At 70.2% G+C, this 17840-nt stretch carries 20 protein-coding genes; 6 read left to right on the forward strand and 14 right to left on the reverse strand.

Annotation, left to right across the window (positions count from 1 at the left end):
• Position 1: 1 nt before the first annotated feature.
• The 8 genes from FV229_RS02770 to alr form a co-directional block, all read right to left on the reverse strand.
• Positions 2-1072 (reverse strand): SGNH/GDSL hydrolase family protein, encoded by a 1071-nt coding sequence (locus tag FV229_RS02770; protein ID WP_147750475.1) that lies wholly within the window; start codon positions 1070-1072, stop codon positions 2-4.
• 35 nt (positions 1073-1107) lie between these two features.
• On the reverse strand, positions 1108-2232 hold the full coding sequence (locus FV229_RS02775; protein ID WP_147750476.1) for a carboxylate-amine ligase: 1125 nt from the start codon (positions 2230-2232) through the stop codon (positions 1108-1110).
• A 58-nt stretch (positions 2233-2290) separates the two neighbouring features.
• The gene (locus tag FV229_RS02780; RefSeq protein ID WP_147750477.1) at positions 2291-2698 is read right to left on the reverse strand and encodes a dihydrofolate reductase; all 408 of its coding nucleotides are present in this window, start codon (positions 2696-2698) and stop codon (positions 2291-2293) included.
• 37 nt (positions 2699-2735) lie between these two features.
• Complete coding sequence (locus tag FV229_RS02785; protein WP_147750478.1) at positions 2736-3482, reverse strand: SDR family NAD(P)-dependent oxidoreductase; 747 nt, start codon at positions 3480-3482, stop codon at positions 2736-2738.
• Between the two features lie 10 nt (positions 3483-3492).
• Positions 3493-4971, reverse strand: coding sequence for an amidophosphoribosyltransferase (purF, locus tag FV229_RS02790; protein ID WP_147750479.1), 1479 nt, complete (start codon positions 4969-4971; stop codon positions 3493-3495).
• Between the two features lie 184 nt (positions 4972-5155).
• Complete coding sequence (locus FV229_RS02795; RefSeq protein ID WP_147750480.1) at positions 5156-5764, reverse strand: CvpA family protein; 609 nt, start codon at positions 5762-5764, stop codon at positions 5156-5158.
• A gap of 219 nt (positions 5765-5983) precedes the next feature.
• Positions 5984-7423: a DNA repair protein RadA gene (gene radA, locus FV229_RS02800; RefSeq protein ID WP_147750481.1), complete on the reverse strand. Its 1440-nt coding sequence runs from the start codon at positions 7421-7423 to the stop codon at positions 5984-5986.
• 47 nt (positions 7424-7470) lie between these two features.
• Positions 7471-8556 (reverse strand): alanine racemase, encoded by a 1086-nt coding sequence (alr, locus tag FV229_RS02805; RefSeq protein ID WP_147750482.1) that lies wholly within the window; start codon positions 8554-8556, stop codon positions 7471-7473.
• Between the two features lie 195 nt (positions 8557-8751).
• On the opposite strand from alr, the gene FV229_RS02810 reads away from it, so the two are divergent.
• Complete coding sequence (locus tag FV229_RS02810) at positions 8752-9069, forward strand: cupin domain-containing protein (RefSeq protein WP_147750483.1); 318 nt, start codon at positions 8752-8754, stop codon at positions 9067-9069.
• A gap of 9 nt (positions 9070-9078) precedes the next feature.
• On the opposite strand, the gene FV229_RS02815 is transcribed toward FV229_RS02810, so the two are convergent.
• The 6 genes from FV229_RS02815 to rpsF form a co-directional block, all read right to left on the reverse strand.
• Positions 9079-9561 carry a DUF29 domain-containing protein gene (locus FV229_RS02815; protein WP_246688025.1) on the reverse strand — a complete coding sequence of 161 codons (483 nt, stop codon included), beginning with the start codon at positions 9559-9561 and terminating at the stop codon, positions 9079-9081.
• Between the two features lie 34 nt (positions 9562-9595).
• Complete coding sequence (locus tag FV229_RS02820) at positions 9596-11083, reverse strand: replicative DNA helicase (protein WP_147750485.1); 1488 nt, start codon at positions 11081-11083, stop codon at positions 9596-9598.
• 273 nt (positions 11084-11356) lie between these two features.
• A complete protein-coding gene (gene rplI, locus FV229_RS02825) occupies positions 11357-11929 on the reverse strand; it encodes a 50S ribosomal protein L9 (RefSeq protein ID WP_147750486.1) in 573 nt (190 codons plus the stop codon).
• A gap of 50 nt (positions 11930-11979) precedes the next feature.
• Positions 11980-13014, reverse strand: coding sequence for a hypothetical protein (locus FV229_RS02830; RefSeq protein WP_147750487.1), 1035 nt, complete (start codon positions 13012-13014; stop codon positions 11980-11982).
• Positions 13015-13160: 146 nt separating this feature from the next.
• Positions 13161-13427 (reverse strand): 30S ribosomal protein S18, encoded by a 267-nt coding sequence (gene rpsR / locus FV229_RS02835; protein WP_147725733.1) that lies wholly within the window; start codon positions 13425-13427, stop codon positions 13161-13163.
• 3 nt (positions 13428-13430) lie between these two features.
• Positions 13431-13907 (reverse strand): 30S ribosomal protein S6, encoded by a 477-nt coding sequence (gene rpsF / locus FV229_RS02840; protein ID WP_147750488.1) that lies wholly within the window; start codon positions 13905-13907, stop codon positions 13431-13433.
• 518 nt (positions 13908-14425) lie between these two features.
• On the opposite strand from rpsF, the gene FV229_RS02845 reads away from it, so the two are divergent.
• The 5 genes from FV229_RS02845 to rnc all read left to right on the forward strand — a co-directional run bounded on the left by FV229_RS02845 (position 14426) and on the right by rnc (position 17838).
• A complete protein-coding gene (locus FV229_RS02845; RefSeq protein ID WP_147750489.1) occupies positions 14426-14692 on the forward strand; it encodes a hypothetical protein in 267 nt (88 codons plus the stop codon).
• 234 nt (positions 14693-14926) lie between these two features.
• Positions 14927-15688 (forward strand): pyridoxine 5'-phosphate synthase, encoded by a 762-nt coding sequence (locus FV229_RS02850; protein ID WP_147750490.1) that lies wholly within the window; start codon positions 14927-14929, stop codon positions 15686-15688.
• Positions 15685-16098 carry a holo-ACP synthase gene (acpS, locus tag FV229_RS02855; RefSeq protein WP_147750491.1) on the forward strand — a complete coding sequence of 138 codons (414 nt, stop codon included), beginning with the start codon at positions 15685-15687 and terminating at the stop codon, positions 16096-16098. The genes FV229_RS02850 and acpS overlap by 4 nt, the downstream gene beginning before the upstream one ends.
• Positions 16099-16237: 139 nt before the next feature.
• Positions 16238-17035 (forward strand): signal peptidase I, encoded by a 798-nt coding sequence (lepB, locus tag FV229_RS02860; RefSeq protein WP_147750492.1) that lies wholly within the window; start codon positions 16238-16240, stop codon positions 17033-17035.
• Between the two features lie 8 nt (positions 17036-17043).
• Positions 17044-17838 carry a ribonuclease III gene (rnc, locus tag FV229_RS02865; protein ID WP_147750493.1) on the forward strand — a complete coding sequence of 265 codons (795 nt, stop codon included), beginning with the start codon at positions 17044-17046 and terminating at the stop codon, positions 17836-17838.
• The last annotated feature ends 2 nt before the right edge of the window (positions 17839-17840 follow it).

Below are 17840 nucleotides of genomic sequence, written 5' to 3' on the forward strand. Positions count from 1 at the left end.
GTCACGCGCCGGTTCTCTTGCGAGAGTGAGAGATGGCACGGCGCAGGCGGTGCATGACCCAGAACGCGCGGTGCCGGTGATGACGCAGCCATTCCGTCGGCGTCAGTCGCCGGTGAAGGAACACGTGCGAGACGTAGCCCATCCGCGGCTCGGTGTTCTTCTCGCCCTTCGCGAGTTCGATGTCCGGCACGATGTCGCGCTGGAAGCACGTCAGGGTCCGGATGCCCTTGAGGTTCACGTTCATGACGATCGAGCGCGCGTAGTAGCTGAAGCGGTCGTAGAGCAGCACGTCGCGGGTGCGTTCGCTGGACGGGCTCGAGAAGCGTAGCGTCCCGTTCAGGGGGCCGTAGGTCGTCATGACCGCGCGCACGTCGGCGCGGCGCCCGAGATCGATCGAGAGCGACGTGTTCTCGGGGATCGTCGCATAGTGCAGCGGGATGCCGTTCCGCTGCATCGCGAAGGGGCAGGAGCAGTCCGGCATCGCCACCAGCCTGAGGGGCGTGAACAGGCTCGGCAACGCCCGGTAGCGGTGGATGTAGGCCGCGCCGAAGCCGCGCCCGCGCACGAAGTCGTAGACCTGCCGCCCGTAGAGGTCGGCGCCGGCAGGCGTCACGTGGGTGCCGTCCTTCAGCCAGAGCGCGCGTTCTTCCGGGCCGGATGCGGCCACGGGCCGGGCGAGATCGAGGATCGGGATACCGAGGCAGGCCTCGTAATCGTCGAGGAGGCCGGCGACCGTCTCCGACGTGTAGTCGACCCCGCCCTGATACAGATTGAGGAAGGCGACGGGCCGGCCGCGGCGGGCGGTCGCCGCGAGGATCTGGTCGAGGAAGAAGCTTAGCGCGCGGCGGTCGTAGTAGCGCACGTTGCCGGTGAACAATTCCAGCAGGACCCGATCGCAGGCGATCGTGTCGAGGATCTCATCGATCATGTAGGCGATGGCGTGGACGCTGTGCCCGCCCCAGCCGGATTTCAGGAAGACGAGGTCGGCCCCCTCCACGGCGGCGCATTCGCCGGCCCGCTCCACGTAGCCGACCTCCTCGGTGACGCTGTAGCCGAGGCAGAGTACGCGCACGGGCGCAACGGGAGTCGCACCGGGCGACGGCACGCTCACGCACCCCGCGTCGTTCGAGACAGCCAATCCACCACGGCGTCGAGGGCTTGGCGGTTGTTGAGGCCGGCTTCCCGTGCCGCCTCGAAGGCGGCGATCTGGCCGTCGGCGCTGGTGCCCTCGGTGGCGATAGTCCGGGCGTGGGCGACCTCGGCCGCGCAGCCTAAAGCCGCCGCATCCTCGGCGACGAGGTCGAGCACCGCCTCCAGTGCGTCGGCGAAGGGCAGGGCCGCCTCGCGCGTCTCGTCGATCAGCTCGGCGCCGACGCCGCTGCGCTGGGTGCGCCACAGGTTCTCGTCGGCGAGCGCCCGCGAGACCCCGTCGAGGCCGGCGTTGAGGTCCGGCCGGCGCACCACGAGGCGCACGAGGCAGCGGAACAGGGCGGCGATGGTCAGCGCGTCGGCGAGCCGGGTGCAGCTGTCGGCGATGCGCAACTCCAGCGTCGGGAACTTGATCGAGGGCCGCAGCGACCACCACAGGAAGCTCGCATCCTGGATCGACCCCGCCTCGGTCATGATCCGCACGTAGCGCGCGTAGGCCGCGGCGTCGGCGAAGAGCTCGGGCAGGCCGGTGCGCGGCAGCTCGCCGAAGGCGCTGAGGCGATAAGCGGTGAGCCCCGTCGGCTTGCCCTGCCAGAACGGCGAGGAGGCCGAGAGCGCGAACAGCAGCGGCTGGAACGGCAGCAGCCGGTTCATCAGGTCGACGCGCGCCTCCGGGTCCGGCACCTCGACGTGGACGTGCATGCCGCAGATCAGGCTGCGCCGCCCGGCCAAGCCGACGTCGCGCAGGATGCCGCGGTAGCGATCGCCCTTGGTCGGCAATTGCCGCGACCAGTCGGCCACCGGATGGGTGCCGGCGGCGAAGATCAGAAGCGCGTGCTCGGCGGCGAGGTCCGCGAGCGCCCCACGCTGCCGGGCGAGCGAATCTCTTGCTTCGGCGAAATCGGTGACGGGTGGCGTGCAGACCTCGACCTGGCACTGCAGCAACTCGCGCCCCGCCTCGGGCAACCGTTCGGCCGCCTCGACGTGGAACGGCTTGACCGAGCGCCGCGGCGTGCCGCGCGTCTCCGCGTCGGCCAGGAAGTACTCTTCTTCGATGCCGAAGCGGTAGCTCTCGGTGGTCATCGCATCCCTTCGCGTTCGGCACGTCCGCTGAAACGCGCCGGGTCCGCGAAGGATGCCGTCACCCGCGCAGCGCCCCGCCGACGAGCCAGGCCGGGTCGAACCAGCGGTCGGCGTCGCCGTCGTAGGGGAGGCGGGTCACGTCCCAGTTCTGGATGTACTTGGCGTAGACGTTCCAGACCGCGATGCCGCCGCCGACGAAGACGCGGCGGCCGGGATAGCGCGCCAGCACCGCCTCCGGGTCCTCGTGCGAGCGGATCACGTCGATGGTGCGATCCTCGAACGCGAAGGCCGGCACCGAGGCCACCGTCTTCGGGCCGGCGATCAGCACGTGGCCCATGGTCAGCGCGAAGAACCGCGTCACGTCCTCGACGAAGAGCGGATCGGTGTTGCCCTCCCAGGGGAGCTGGCCGTTCAGCCCGAGCTGGCCGCGCTGGCCGATCGCGCAGATGCAGCGCACGTCGATCATCAGGATATCCGAATGGTGCGGGCGCCGTCCGGACCCGTCAGCGCATCGCTTGCGGGGTCAGGATGCGGTCGGTCGGGAAGTCGTAGATTGTGCCGGAATCCGTCGATCCGGGGCTCGCCAGCCGGACGAAGTGCGGCGCGAGGTCTTCCGGCGTCCGCAGCGTCTCCGGGTCCTCGCCCGGCATCGCAGCGCGGCGCATGTCGGTGCGCAACGGTCCGGGATTGAGCAGCATCGCCTTGACGGCCGTGGTCGCGTTCTCGGCCGCGTAGGTCCGCACCAGGGCCTCGAGCGCCGCCTTGGACACGGAGTAGGGCCCCCAATAGGCCTTGCACTTGGAAGCCGCCCCGGAGGTGACGAAGATCGCCCGGCCCGCATCCGACATCCGCAGCAGCGGGTCGAGCGAGCGGATCAGCCGCCAGTTCGCGGTGACGTTGACGTCCATTACCTGGCCCCACACCTTGGGGGTGATGTGGCCGATCGGCATGAGGTTGCCGAGGATGCCGGCGTTGCCGACGACGATGTCGAGGCGCTTCCAGCGGTCGTTGATCGCCGCGCCGAGCCGGTCGATGCCGTCGTAGTCGGTGAGATCGAGGGGTACGAGGGTCGCGCTCGACCCAACCCGGCGGATCGCGTCGTCGAGTTCTTCCAGCGCGCCCTGCGTGCGCGCCACGGCGATGACGTGCGCGCCGGCTTCCGCGAGCGCGAGCGCCGCGGCACGGCCGATCCCGCGGGAGGCGCCGGTGACGACGGCGACGCGGCCGTCGAGGGTCTTGGTTTCGGTCATGCGTGGACGGTCAATCCGCTTCGGCGAGCATGGCGAGGCGCTTCGGGCCGGCGATGGCCAGGTCCGTCAGGCCGGTCGGGTAGTCGCCGGTGAAGCAATGGTCGGTGTATTGCGGGCAGGCCTCGACGCGCTCGTTCTCCCCCATCGCCCGGTACAGGCCGGGGATCGACAGGAAGGCCAGCGAGTCAGCGCCGATGTATCGGCGCATGCCCTCCAGGTCGTGGGTGGCGGCAAGCAGCTTCTCGCGCTCGGGCGTGTCGATGCCGTAGAAGTCGGGATAGGTGATCGGCGGGCTCGCGATGCGGAAATGCACCTCCGCCGCGCCGGCCTCGCGCATCATCCGCACGATCTTCACCGAGGTGGTGCCGCGCACCAGGCTGTCGTCGACGAGCACGATGCGCTTGCCCTCGATCGCTGCGCGGTTGGCCGAATGCTTCATCCGCACGCCGAGCTCGCGCACCGATTGCGTCGGCTGAATGAAGGTGCGGCCGACATAGTGGTTCCGGATGATCCCCATCTCGAAGGGGATGCCGGTCTCCTGCGCGAAGCCCAAGGCCGCGGGCACGCCGGAATCCGGCACCGGCACCACCACGTCGGCCGGCACCGCCGCCTCGCGGGCGAGCTCGACGCCAATGTTCTTGCGCACGGCGTAGACGCTCTTGCCGTTCACCACCGAATCCGGCCGGGCGAAGTAGATGTACTCGAAGATGCACGGCCGCATCGGCACCTTGTCGGCGAAGCGGATCGACTCGATGCCGTCCTCCGAGATCACCACGACCTCGCCGTTCTCGACGTCGCGCACGAACTTCGCGCCGATGATGTCGAGCGCGCAGGTCTCGGAGGCCAGCATGTAGCGGCCGTCGAGTTCGCCGAGCACCAGCGGGCGGATGCCGAGCGGGTCGCGGGCGCCGATCAGCTTCTTGTTGGTGAGCGCGACGATGGCGTAGGCGCCCTGGATCGCCTGCAGCGCGTCGATGAAGCGCTCGACGATCCGGGGTTTCCGCGAGCGCGCAGCCAGGTGCAGGATCACCTCGGTGTCGGACGTCGACTGGGTGATCGCGCCGTCGCGCACGAGGTCGCGGCGGATCGAGAGCGCGTTGGTGAGGTTGCCGTTATGCGCCACCGCCAGCCCGCCGCCAGCGAGTTCGGCGAAGAGCGGCTGGACGTTGCGCAGGATGGTGCCGCCGGTGGTCGAGTAGCGCACGTGGCCGATCGCGGCACGGCCCTTCAGCCGCTCGATCGTGCCGCCGTCCGAGAACGAATCGCCGACGAGCCCGGGGCGGCGCTCGGAATGGAAGACCTCGCCGTCGAAGGCGACGATGCCCGCCGCCTCCTGGCCGCGGTGCTGCAGGGCGTGCAGTCCGAGCGCGACGATCGCCGAGGCGTCGGGATGGCCGAAGATGCCGAAGACGCCGCATTCCTCGCGGAGCGTGTCGCCATCGGTCTCGGGATCGAACACGGAATCCACGGTTGCGGCGTGGTGTGACATGGCCTGAGGTCGATCCCTGGTTGCCGTCCGCCGGAATGCCGCAAGGGGCCGCCCGGAGCGGATCCGCGCGGTCGGCCCGCGGCGCCGTCGTCAAGGCGTTATCTGAGCGCTCGCGGCATCGCAACCAAGCCGGATCGAACGCAGGTCAGGGTGACCACGGCGACATAAGCATGCGGAGGCGGCCTCAGCGCCGCGGCGCGGGCACGGCCGGGGTGGTCGGACGCACCACCGGCGTCTCGGTCTCGGCCGGCGCGTCGACCGGCTCGTTCTGCGGGGTGTCGACCTTCGGCTTCTTGAACTGCTTGAGGAAGCCCTCCGGGTTCTCGGGCAGCTGTGCCACGAGCGCGTCGCCGGACTTCTCGAGCATCGGGCGGGTGCGCGCCTCGGCGGCCCAGGTCGGGACCTTGCCCTGGACCAGCCAGGACAGGAACACCCAGCCGATCACGCAGATCAGGAAGCCGCGGGCGGCGCCGAACAGGAAGCCGAGCGAGCGGTCGATCGCGCCGATGCGCGAATCGAGCACCACGTCGGAGATCTTCACGGTGATGATCGAGACGACGATGAGCGTGCCGAGGAAGATCGCCGCGATCGAGGCGACGAGGGCCACGGTGTCGCTGGTCACGTGCTGCTTCACCGTCGGCAGCAGCATCGGATAGAGCGACCACGCCACCGCGGCGGCGGCGACCCAGGCGATGATCGCAAGCACCTCCCGCGTGACGCCGCGGACGGCCGCCAGCAGCGCGGAGATCACGACGATGCCGAGCACCACGAGGTCGAGGACGGAAAACGGCATCTGCGGGTTCGGATCGGATGGGGAGATGCCACGACGAAAGCGATGCGGTCTGCGGCTCCCCTGGGACCGCGCGCGCTTTATATCGCGGTGAAACTCGGCCGTCACCCTCGGCGGCGACCGCCGGCCGCCGGAACCGCCGGTTGCAGACAGGCTTCTGCCCCCTGGTCCAAACCCGCGATCCAGCGCGGATGGTTCGTAGGACCGGACTGGGTCGGCCGTTTAATCCTCGTCTTCGTCGTGGGCCGCATGGCGGCGCTTGCCTGAGCCGACCCGTCGCGGCCCGTTGGCGGCGATTCCGGCCACGAGGTCGGCGATGTGGCGCAGCGACTCCGTCGCGAACGCCCGATCCACCGTCTCGCCGCGCCCCTGCGGGGTCATCGCCTTCGCGAAGCCGAGCTTCTGCGCCTCCTTGAGGCGTGCGCCGGCCTGCGCCACCGGCCGGATCGCGCCCGATAGGCCGATCTCGCCGAAATACACCGTCTCCGGCGGCAGCACCGCGCCCGACAGGGACGAGACGAGGGCTGCCGCGACCGCCAGGTCCGCCGCAGGCTCGGAGATGCGCAGGCCCCCGGCGACGTTGAGGTAGACGTCGTGCGTGCCCAGCCGGATGCCTCCATGGGCTTCCAGCACCGCGAGCACCATCGAGAGCCGGTTCGGGTCCCAGCCGACGACGGCCCGGCGCGGCATGCCGAGCGACGAGGGCGCGACCAGCGCCTGGATCTCCACGAGCAGGGGGCGCGTGCCCTCCATTCCGGCGAAGACCGCGGTGCCGGCGGCCTGGTGGTCTCGGCCGGCCAGGAACAGGGCGGAGGGGTTCGGCACCTCGGCCAAGCCCATGTCGGTCATCTCGAACACGCCGATCTCGTCGGTCGGCCCGAAGCGGTTCTTCACCGCCCGCAGGATGCGGAAGTGGTGGCCCTGGTCTCCCTCGAACGAGGCGACGGCGTCGACCATGTGCTCCACCACGCGCGGGCCGGCGATCTGCCCGTCCTTGGTGACGTGGCCGACGAGGATCACGGCCGTGCCCGTGGTCTTGGCGAAGCGGATGAGGGATTGCGCCGAGGAGCGCACCTGCGTGACCGTGCCGGGCGCCGACTCGACGGTCTCGGTCCACATGGTCTGGATCGAGTCGATGATCGCGAGCGCGGGCGGGCGCCCCTGCGACAGGGTCTCGACGATGTCCTCGACGTTGGTCTCGGCGGCCAGCTCCACCGGGTGGCCCGACAGCCCGAGGCGTTCGGCGCGTAGGCGCACCTGCCCCACCGCCTCCTCGCCGGAGATGTAGGCGACGCGCTCGCCGGTCTTGGCCATGGCGGCCGAGGCCTGCATCAGCAGGGTCGACTTGCCGATGCCGGGATCGCCGCCGAGCAGGATCACCGAGCCGCGCACGAAGCCGCCGCCGGTGACGCGGTCGAGCTCGCCGATGCCGGACGGGATGCGCGGCGCCTCGCGGGCCTCGCCGGTCAGGCCTTCGAGGGGGAACACGCGCCCGCGGGCGCGGCCGGGCCGGGTCGCGGCCGGTCCCGATTGCGGGCCGGAGCCGCCGGGCGTCTCCTCGACGATCGTGTTCCAGCCGTTGCAGGCCTCGCAGCGCCCGCGCCAGCGGTTGTAGACCGCGCCGCAGGCCTGGCAGATGAAGGTCTGGTGGATCTTTGCCATGCGCTCGCGACGAATCAGCGGGTCCGACTCCGTGGCGGAGGACGGCGTCAGCCCCCGATATACGTGCGAACGTAACGGGAACCCAGCCCCGTCAGGATCTCGTAGCCGATCGTGCCCGCGGCTTGTCCGACCGTATCGACGTCGAGCGCGTCGCCGATCAGCGTGGAGACGCCGCCGCGCGCGGCCTCGGGCGCCTCGGTGACGTCGAGGATGATCAGGTCCATCGAGACGAGGCCGAGGATCGGGCAGGGGATGCCGGAAACGAGCGCATGGCCGCGGCCGCTCGCGGCGCGGGGATAGCCGTCGGCGTAGCCGAGCGAGAGCGTCGCGAGGCGCCGGGGGGCGGGCGCGGTCCACCGCCCGTTGTAGCCGGCCTGCGCGCCGGCCTCGACGTGGCGGATCTGCAGGATCGTCGCCTCCAGCCGCACCACCGGCCGCATCGGGTTGGCGGCGCGATAGGGCGTCGGGTTGCCGCCGAACAGCGCGTAGCCCGGGCGCAGCAGGTCGTGATGCGTCGCCCCGTCGAGGAAGACGCCCGACGAGTTCGCGAGCGATCCGGGAATGCCGGGGAACGCCGCGCGCACGCGTGCGAAGTCGGCGATCTGCCGGGCGTTGACGGGTTCCCCGGGCAGCTCGGCGCTGATGAGGTGGCTCATCATCAGGTCGATTCCGGCGGCCGCGATCCGCGGGTCGCCGGCGAGCGCCAACGCGTCCGGGACGGAGAGCCCGAGGCGGTTCATGCCGGTGTCGACGTGCAGCGCGGCGGCCCGCGTCCCGCCTCCGAAGGCGGCCCAATCGGACAGCTCCTGCACCGAGCCGAGCACCGGGCGCAGGTCCAGTGCCGCATAGGCCGGCATCGCGCCGGGCAGCAGCCCGTTCAGGACGTAGATCGCAGCCTCCGGCAGCGCATCCCGCACCCGTGCGGCCTCGCCGAGATGCGCGACGAAGAACGTGCGGCAGCCGGCCGTCCACAGCGCCCGCACGACGGCGTCGGAGCCGCAGCCGTAGGCGTCGGCCTTCACCACCGCGGCGCAGGCGCGGCCCGGCGCCTCGGCCGCGAGCCGCCGCCAGTTCTCCGCGACGGCGCCGAGATCGACGGTGAGGCGGGCGCCGTGCCCGGTGGCATCTGTCACGGTGCTGTCTCGGGAAATCGTCGGGCTCCGAGGTTTTCGCCAAGCGTGCGGTCGATTCGCCATGCGTGCGGGCGACCCGCAAGGCATGCCATTAACGCGCCAGCGGCCGGAAGGCACGGCGCCTGCAAGGCCTGGGCTCCCGCCGACGCCGGAGCCGTCGGCGCGTCGAAGGCCCGCGAGGAAGGATCACCGAGAATGGCGTTCGCCTGCACGATCCCGGCGATTCCCACCGTTCAGCAGGACGATGCGACGCTTCGCATCACCCGGTGGGACTTCGCCCCCGGCGCGGTGACCGGCTGGCACGAGCACGGTTGGCCCTACTTCGTGGTGATGCTGGTGGCCGGGACGCTCCGGGTCCACGACGGCGAAAACGTCGGGGAGACCGCGCTCGCCGCGGGGCAGGCCTACAGTCGCCCGGCCGGCATCCGCCACGACGTGATGAACGGCTCGGACCATCCGATCGCCTTCGTCGAGATCGAGGTGAAGCAGCCCGGTGCGCTGGTGACGCTGTAGCGCAAGCGCCTACGAGACCTCGGGTTCGGGCGGCCACGCGATCGCGCGGGTCATGATCGCCTCGTAGGGATACGGGCACGCGGCGGGGAACACCGACTCGTCGAGGCCGGTCTCGCCTGCGGCCTCGATCCGAGCCCGGCGGTAGGCGCGAGCCAGGAATTGCGGAAGCAGCGGCACGAGGCTCGGGCTGTCCTCGATCCGTTCGGCGACCGAGAGGCGCTGCGTCTTGATCGAGGTGGCCCAGCCGCACGTGCGCCGCTGGGGCTGGTGATCCCATTTCAGCAGGTGAAGCAGGATCACGCGCAGGGCGCTCGTCAGGGCATGGTGTTCCGTGCGGGACAAGGCTTCGATCTCATCGGCGAGATGCGCGAGATCGAGGCGATCCCAGGTGCCCGCGCGCAGGTGCGCGGCCTGCTCCAGCGACCAGGCCGCGAGGTCGGCCTCGTATGCCGTTCCGGATCTCGGGCTCTCCACGCGTCTCGGCGCCGCCACGGTCATCCTCCTCCATTCGCGCGGTCACAGCCTATCACATCTGGTCCGGCAGCCGGTCGCTCTGGGCGAGGTTCGAGAACCGGGTGATGTTGGCGTCGAACTGCAGCTCTACCGTGCCGGTCGGGCCGTGGCGCTGCTTGCCGAGGATGACCTCGGCCTTGCCGTGGACGCGGTTCATCTCCGCCTCCCAGGCGAAGAACTCCTCGGTGCCCTCGCGGGGCTTCTTGTTGTTGACGTAGTATTCCTCGCGGAACACGAACATCACCACGTCGGCGTCCTGCTCGATCGAGCCGGATTCGCGCAGGTCCGAGAGCTGCGGGCGCTTGTCGTCGCGGTTCTCGACCTGGCGCGACAGCTGCGACAGCGCGATGATGGGCACGGACAGCTCCTTGGCCAGCGCCTTCATGCCGGTGGTGATCTCGGTCATCTCCTGCACGCGGTTGTCCGAGCGCTTGCCGGAGCCGGCGAGCAGCTGCAGGTAGTCGACGATCAGCACGTCGAGGCCCTTCTGGCGCTTGAGGCGCCGGGCGCGGGCGGCGAGCTGCGCGATCGAGATGCCGCCGGACTGGTCGATGTAGAACGGGATCGTCTGCATGTCGCGGGCGGCGTCGGTGATCTTGTAGAAGTCCTCCGGCCGGATGTCGCCGCGGCGGATCTTGTAGGAGGGCACGCCCGACTGCTCGGCGATGATGCGGGTGGCGAGCTGCTCGGCCGACATCTCGAGCGAGAAGAACCCGACGATGCCGCCGTTCTTGGTCTTGATCGTGCCGTCGGCCTGCTTCTCGCCCTGGTAGGCCTTTGCGATGTTGAAGGCGATGTTGGTCACGAGCGAGGTCTTGCCCATGGCCGGACGGCCGGCGAGGATGATCAGGTCGGAGGATTGCAGTCCGCCCATCTTGGCGTCGAGGTCGGAGAGCCCCGTGGCCAGCCCCGAGAGCTTGCCCTCGCGCTGGTAGGCCTTGGCCGCCATGTCGACGGCGGTGGTCAGCGCGTCCGAGAACTTCTGGAAGCCGCCGCTGTACCGGCCGGCTTCCGCCAGCTCGTAGAGCCGCCGCTCCGTTTCTTCGATCTGGTCGCGCGGCGCCTGCTCGACGGGCGCCTCGTAGGCGCCGTTGACGAGGTCCTCGCCGATGGTGATCAGCCGGCGGCGGATCGCGAGGTCGTAGATCGTGCGGCCGTACTCGCCGGCGTTGATGACGGTGGTGGCGTCGGCGGCGAGCCGCGCGAGGTATTGCATCACCGTCTGGCCGCCGAAGTCGGCGTCGCCGAGATAGGTCTTCAGGGTGATCGGGGTCGCGAGCTTGCCCGCCTTGATCAGCGAGGTCGCCACCTGGAAGATCTGCTGGTGGGCGTCTTCCATGAAGTGCTCGGGCAGCAGGAAGTCCGAGACGCGGTAGTAGGCGTCGTTGTTCACCAGCATCGCGCCGAGCAGCGCCTGCTCCGCGTCGATGTTGTGCGGCGCGACGCGGTACTCCGCCTGCACGGCTTCGAGCTTGGCCGCTAGGGCATTGGGCAGGGCCATCGGCGGTCGCTCCGAATCGATGCGGGCCGGGCCGGCCCCGCATCCCGAACAAGATCCGACGACCATGGCACCGGTAGGGTTGACCGATGCTTAGCCGCCGACGTCCGCGTCACGGTAGCCCGGAACGCAAGGACGCCCGCCCCTCGGTTCGAGGAACGGGCGTCCATCTTGGAACAAACAATGAACACGTCAACCCTCTCGGGGCGCCGTCCCCGCTGTCACCGCCATCCACAGCCCTCCGTCTCCATCGCAGGAGGCGGGAGGGCGGCGCGATCAGCCGCGGTCGTCGGCGCCTTCGCCGGCCTCAGCCAGCGCCATGCCGACTTCCAGGCCGAGGTCGTCGAGGTTGAACGCCTCGCGCTCGGTGACCGACTCGCCGCGGGCCTGACGCTCGGCCTCCTCGGGGCTGCGGGCGACGTTGACGGTGACCTTCACGTCGACCTCGGGGTGCAGCACCACCGGGACCACGTGCAGGCCGAGCGTCTTGATCGGCTGGTTCAGGGTGAACTGGCCGCGCTCGACGGTGAAGCCGTCCTTGGTCACGACCTCGGCGAGGTCGCGGGTGGAGACCGAGCCGTAGAGCACGCCGGACTCGCCCGACTGGCGGATGAGCACGAAGGTCTGGCCGTCGAGCTTCTCGGCGACGGCCTCGGCGTCCTTCTTGCGGTCGAGGTTCTTCGCCTCGAGCTGGGCGCGCTGGGTCTCGAAGTGCTTCTTGTTGCCCTCCGTCGCGCGCAGCGCCTTGCCGCGGGCGAGGAGGAAGTTGCGGGCGAAGCCCGGCTTCACGTTCACGGTCTCGCCCATCTGGCCGAGCTTGGCGACGCGCTCAAGCAGGATCACTTCCATGGTCTTCGTCCTTCTCTCAGTGGGGCCGCCGCTGCGGGCCGGCCGGGGTCTCAAGGGGCCGCGCCGTCGGGTCGACGGCGGCGGTTGAGCGCGGTGTCGGCGAGGCCGAACAGGGTGAGCACGATCAGGGCGATGCCCTGCGTGAAGAACAGGATCAGGTAGAGGCCGAACAGCATCATGCCGCGGGCGGGCCGGCCGCGGCTGCGGTCGTGGAAGGCGGCGAGCCCCTGCAGCGCGAAGACCGCGCTCACCGAACCGACGAGCGCGGTGCCGAGGACGCCCGCGTAGCCCGGCGCGAAGGCGAGGACCGCCGCCACCGCCAGCAGGCCGAGCATGGTGCGCGGCATGATGGTCGCAGGGATGTCCGGCCAGGGCCGCGGCAGGCGGCCCGAGAGCTGGACGATGCGGGCGGAGGCCCAGAGATAGAAGGTCAGGAGCAGGGCAAGACCGTTCGCGGCGAAGGCCGGCACGGTGCGGGCCAGCGCGTCGACCAGCTCGGCATGGGCTTCCGCGGCCGCGGGCGCGGCATCGGCGGTCTCGCCGGGCTTGCCAGCTTCGGCCTTGTCGGCTGTGGCCGTGTCGGCGCCCGGCTTGTCCGTGTCAGGTTTTGGCGGCGTGCTCGGCAGGTCGCGCATCTGGGCGCGGACGATGGTTCCGGCCAAGCCCTTGAGCTGCCCCTCGAACGCCTCGTGGCTCGGCGCCGACATCACGGCGATGGCGATGAAGGCGAGCGCCGCCGTCGCACCGGTCCAGCCGAGCAGGCGCCCGGTCGGATACCATTCGAGGGTGCCGTCGGCGTTCGGGCGGCCGAGCAGGGCGAGGTAGGCCAGCCACCAGGCCGGCACCGCGAGGTAGGCCGCAAAGCCCAGGCCGAGATAAGGGGAGACGACGAGCGCCAGCGCGAGGCTGCCGGAGGCGGCCGCCGCGAGCGCGGCGCGCGAATTCCAGCCGAGACCCACGATGAGGATCGGCAGGGGCGCCAGGAGGTAGAGGACGATCGCGAGCGGGGTGGCCTTCAGCAGCATTCCGAACAGGAGTGCCGAGACGAGGCCCGCGCCGATACCGATGCCGAGGTTCTGAACCATGAAATCCGCTGTCCCGCCGCCGCGCTCGAAATGCGGGCGGGGTTAGAGGCAGGAAGCGCCCCAACGATCGGGCGGCGGGGATGTCCGCCGCCCGGGAATCGAGGCCGCCGGCTCGGTAGACCGGACCGGCGACCTTCGCGAAAAGCCTACTTGATGACGTAGGGGAGCAGGCCGAGGAAGCGCGAGCGCTTGATCGCCTGGGCGAGCTCGCGCTGCTTCTTGGCCGAGACCGCGGTGATGCGGGACGGGACGATCTTGCCGCGCTCCGAGACGTAACGCGACAGCAGCTTCACGTCCTTGTAGTCGATCTTCGGCGCGTTGGCGCCGGAGAAGGGGCAGGTCTTGCGACGACGGAAGAACGGACGACGGCCACCGCCGCCGGCGGCTCCACCAGCACTTGCACCGAATGCCATGGCTTAGTTCTCCCCGCCGAAGTTGCGCTCGGGCCGGTCGCCGCGATCGCCGCGATCCCCACGGTCGCGGTCGCCGCCGAAGCCGCCGCCGCCACCACCACCGAAGCCCTCGTCGTCGCGACGACGGCCGCGCTCACGATCCTTGCGGTCGTCGCGGTCGCGCTTCTGCATCATCGCGGACGGCTCGTGCTCGAGCTCTTCCACGCGGATGGTCATGAAGCGGAGCACGTCTTCCGAGATCTGCATCTGGCGCTCCATCTCGGCCATGGCGGCCGGGGGGGCGTCGATGTTGAGCAGGGTGAAGTGCGCCTTGCGGTTCTTCTTGATCCGGTAGGCGAGGGACTTGACGCCCCACATCTCGATCTTCTCGAAACGTCCGCCGTTCTGTTCGATGACGCCCTTGTAGGTCTCGATCATCGTCTCGACCTGCTGGGACGTCACGTCCTGGCGTGCCAGGAATACGTGCTCGTAGAGAGGCATTACGGGCCCTTCAGCTTGAATGAGGCCCGGACATGCAGATGCACGATGAGTTCCGGGCCGGTTCGGTTCGCGAGATCGCCCGGCGCCAAGCCCTCCGAGCCGTTTAAGGGGCCCGAGCGGTTGATCGAAGGCGGAGACACGGGACGACGGCTCGTTCGGATGTCGCCCGAGGCGACGCGAAGAAAGCCTGTGCCGCGAACGGCACCGTCCGTTCAGCCCCCAGCCGGAGCGAACGCGAAGGGGGCCGATAGTCGGTTTCGCCGAAAATCGCAAGGCCCGCCCGCAAGGCCGGATCGAGAAGGCGCACCCGCCGGGTCGCACGGATGCCTGCCCGGTAGCGATCGCGCCGCGCGAAGCGCTTCGGCACGGCGACAGTGATTTATCAGTCGCAAAAATCGAAATGGTGACAGACCGTTAGGCCCGGTTCCCTGTGGCCGGGCATCGCCACGAAAAAATTCTTCCGAACTATCGGTGTCGCGCAACGTTCCTGATCCACATCGATCAAATAAAGGATACATCTGATGCGTAAGACCCTCATCTCCGCCACGGCGCTCGTGCTCGCGCTGTCGGGCGCAGCGTTCGCGCAGTCCGCCACCGGCAACATGAACAACCCCGGCAGCGTGAAGAGCAACTCCGAGAAGGCGATGGAGAAGGGCGGCACCGTGCGCGGCGACATGCCGGCCACCACCGGCACCGCTCCGGGCGCCGCCACCACGATGCCGGCCGCCCGCGAGGACGGCACCCGCACAGTTCCGGGCAACGCCGGCGCCAACCCGGTTCGCTAAGTCCTGAAAACCGCCAAGTCTTCGGCATCTTCGGAAAGGCCGGGCGTATCGCGCCCGGCCTTTTCGCGTTCGAGGGCGCCTTCGAGGGAGGGCGCGACGATCCGCCGGCGGGCGCATCCGCCTTCGAAGCCCCGGCGTTGCGGCGGATTTTCCGCTCCGGCGAGGCGCCACGGCGGCGCGATCTGGGCTATGGACGACGCGTCCAACCCGAAGCCCTCTGATAAAGGTCGGCGCATGTCGGCACAGCCTCTCCGCCTCGGCGTGAACATCGACCACGTCGCCACCGTCCGCAACGCCCGCGGCGGGGCCTATCCCGATCCGGTGAAGGCCGCGCATCTGGCGGTGGAAGCCGGCGCCGACGGGATCACCGCGCATCTGCGCGAGGACCGGCGGCACATCCGCGACGCCGACCTGGAGGCGCTCGCCCGCACGCTCACGGTGCCGCTCAACTTCGAGATGGCCGCCACCGACGAGATGGTGGCGCTGGCGCTCAAGCTGAAGCCGCACGCCGCCTGCCTCGTCCCGGAGAAGCGCGAGGAGCGCACCACCGAGGGCGGCCTCGACATCGTCGGCGGGCGCGCGCACCTGGCGCCCCGCATCCGGGCGCTGGCCGAGGCCGGCATCCGCGTCTCGCTGTTCGTCGAGCCCGACCCCGCCGTGATGGAAGCGGCCCACGCGCTGGGCGCGCCAGTGGTGGAACTCCACACCGGCAGCTACTGCGAGGCCGCGATCGCGGGAGACGCGGCGGCCACGGCGCACGAGCGCGACCGGATCGTCCGCGCGGCCGCGCACGGGCAGGGTCTCGGTCTCGAGATCCATGCCGGACACGGGCTCACCACCGGCAGCGTCGGGCCGATCGCGCGGATCCCGGAGATCCGCGAGCTCAACATCGGCCACGCCCTCATCGCCGACGCGATCTTCGTCGGGCTGCCCCAGGCGATCCGCGACATGCGCACCGCGATGGATGAGGCCCGCGCCGGAGGCCGGGGCCAATGATCCTCGGGATCGGTTCCGACCTCTGCGACATCCGCCGGATCGAGCGCTCGCTGGAGCGCTTCGGCGAGCGCTTCACCCACCGGGTGTTCACCGACGGCGAGCGCGCCCGGTGCGACCGCAAGGCCGCTCGCGCGCCCTCTTACGCCCGGCGCTTCGCCGCCAAGGAGGCCTGCGCCAAGGCGCTCGGCACCGGCCTCGCCAACGGCGTGTTCTGGCGCGACATGGAGGTGGTGAATCTCCCCAGCGGGCAGCCGACCCTCCGCCTCACCGGGGGTGCCCAGGAGCGGCTCGCCGCGATGCTTCCGGCCGGCCACGGGGCCAAGGTCCACGTCACGCTCACCGACGATCCGCCGATGGCACAAGCTTTCGTGATCATCGAGGCCGTGCCGGAGGGCACCGGACGGGATTGACGCGCGATCCCGGCGCGTTGCGGGGGAACCCGGGTTGGTCTAGACCCCCGCGACGCAACGGACACGGGTGGGGCGCCGCGGGCGGCGCCCGCGCGGGCCGTCGGCCCCGTCCCGGACGGATCGCCAGACGGATCGACAGATGGAACGCGCGCGCTTGGATCGGGACGGAAAGCACGAAGTCCGCACGCAGCCGGGCACCTGGGCCAGCATCCGCGAGACGCTGAAGGTCGGGATCCAGGCGCTGCTGATCGCGCTCGTGGTGCGCACGCTCCTGTTCCAGCCGTTCAACATCCCCTCCGGCTCCCTGATCCCGACGCTGCTGATCGGCGACTACCTATTCGTGTCGAAGTACTCCTACGGCTACTCGAAGTACTCCCTGCCGTTGAGCGAGTACCTCCCAATCAAGTCGGAAGGGCGCGTCTGGGCGGCCGAGCCCAAGCGCGGCGACATCGCGGTGTTCAAGCTGCCCAAGGACAACGCCACCGACTACATCAAGCGGGTGATCGGCCTGCCCGGCGACAAGATCCAGATGATCGACGGCGTGCTCAACATCAACGGCAAGCCGGTCAAGCGCGAGCGCATCGCCGACTACGAGACCATCGACCCCTACGGCCAGGCGACGAAGGTGCCGCAGTACAACGAGACGCTGCCGAACGGCGTCGTGCACCACACAATCGAGCGCGACGGCGACAACGGGTTCTGGGACAAGACCGAACTCTACACCGTGCCGCCGGGCCACTTCTTCATGATGGGCGACAACCGCGACAACTCGACCGATTCGCGCGACCTCGCCAACGTCGGCTACGTGCCGTTCGAGAACTTCGTCGGCCGCGCCGAGATGATCTTCTTCTCGATCGACGAGGGTACGCCCGCCTGGCAGATCTGGAACTGGCCGGCCCACGTGCGCTGGGGCCGCCTGTTCTCGACGATCCACTGACCTCCGCCTTGGCCGACGAGGCGCGCCCCTCCGCCCGCGCCCGGCGCAAGGCGCGGCCCAGGCCCGACCTGTCGGCGCTGGAGGCGCGGATCGGGCACAGCTTCGCCGACCCGTCGCTGCTCGCCCGCGCGGTGACGCATGTCAGCAAGGCGGCCGGCCGCGTTGGCAGCTACCAGCGCCTCGAGTTCCTCGGCGACCGCGTCCTCGGCCTCGCCATCGCCGATAGGCTCTACGCCGCCTTCCCGGAGGCCGACGAGGGCGACCTTTCGCGGCGCCTCGCGGGCCTGGTTCGGCGCGAGACCTGCGCCGCCGTCGCCACCGCCTGGGACGTCGGCCCCCACCTCGTCCTCGGGCAGGGCGAGGTTCTGGGCGGCGGGCGCCGCAACCAGACGATCCTGGCCGACGTGTGCGAATCCATCCTCGGCGCGGTCTACATGGATGCCGGCTACGAGGCCGCCCGGGCGCTTATCGAATCCGCCTTCCGCCCGGCCGAGCCGACCGGCGCGCCCCGCGGTCGCGATGCGAAGTCGGCGCTGCAGGAATGGGCGATGGGCCGCGGCCTCGCGATCCCGGTCTACGAGGTCGTCGAGCGCTCCGGCCCCGACCACGCCCCGCATTTCCGCATCGCCGCCCGCGTCGCCGGGCTGGAGGCGGGGATCGGGGAGGGGCCTTCGAAGCGCCTCGCCGAGCAGGACGCCGCCCGCGCCGTGCTGGGCCGCGAGGGCATCGTCGAGGGTGGCGGCCCAGGCGGACACGAAGCAGGGCACGGGGTCGGCGAGCGGCCGAGCGAGGACCGAACATGAGC

This window comes from Methylobacterium sp. WL120, from assembly GCF_008039465.1.
Classification (GTDB): domain Bacteria; phylum Pseudomonadota; class Alphaproteobacteria; order Rhizobiales; family Beijerinckiaceae; genus Methylobacterium; species Methylobacterium cerastii.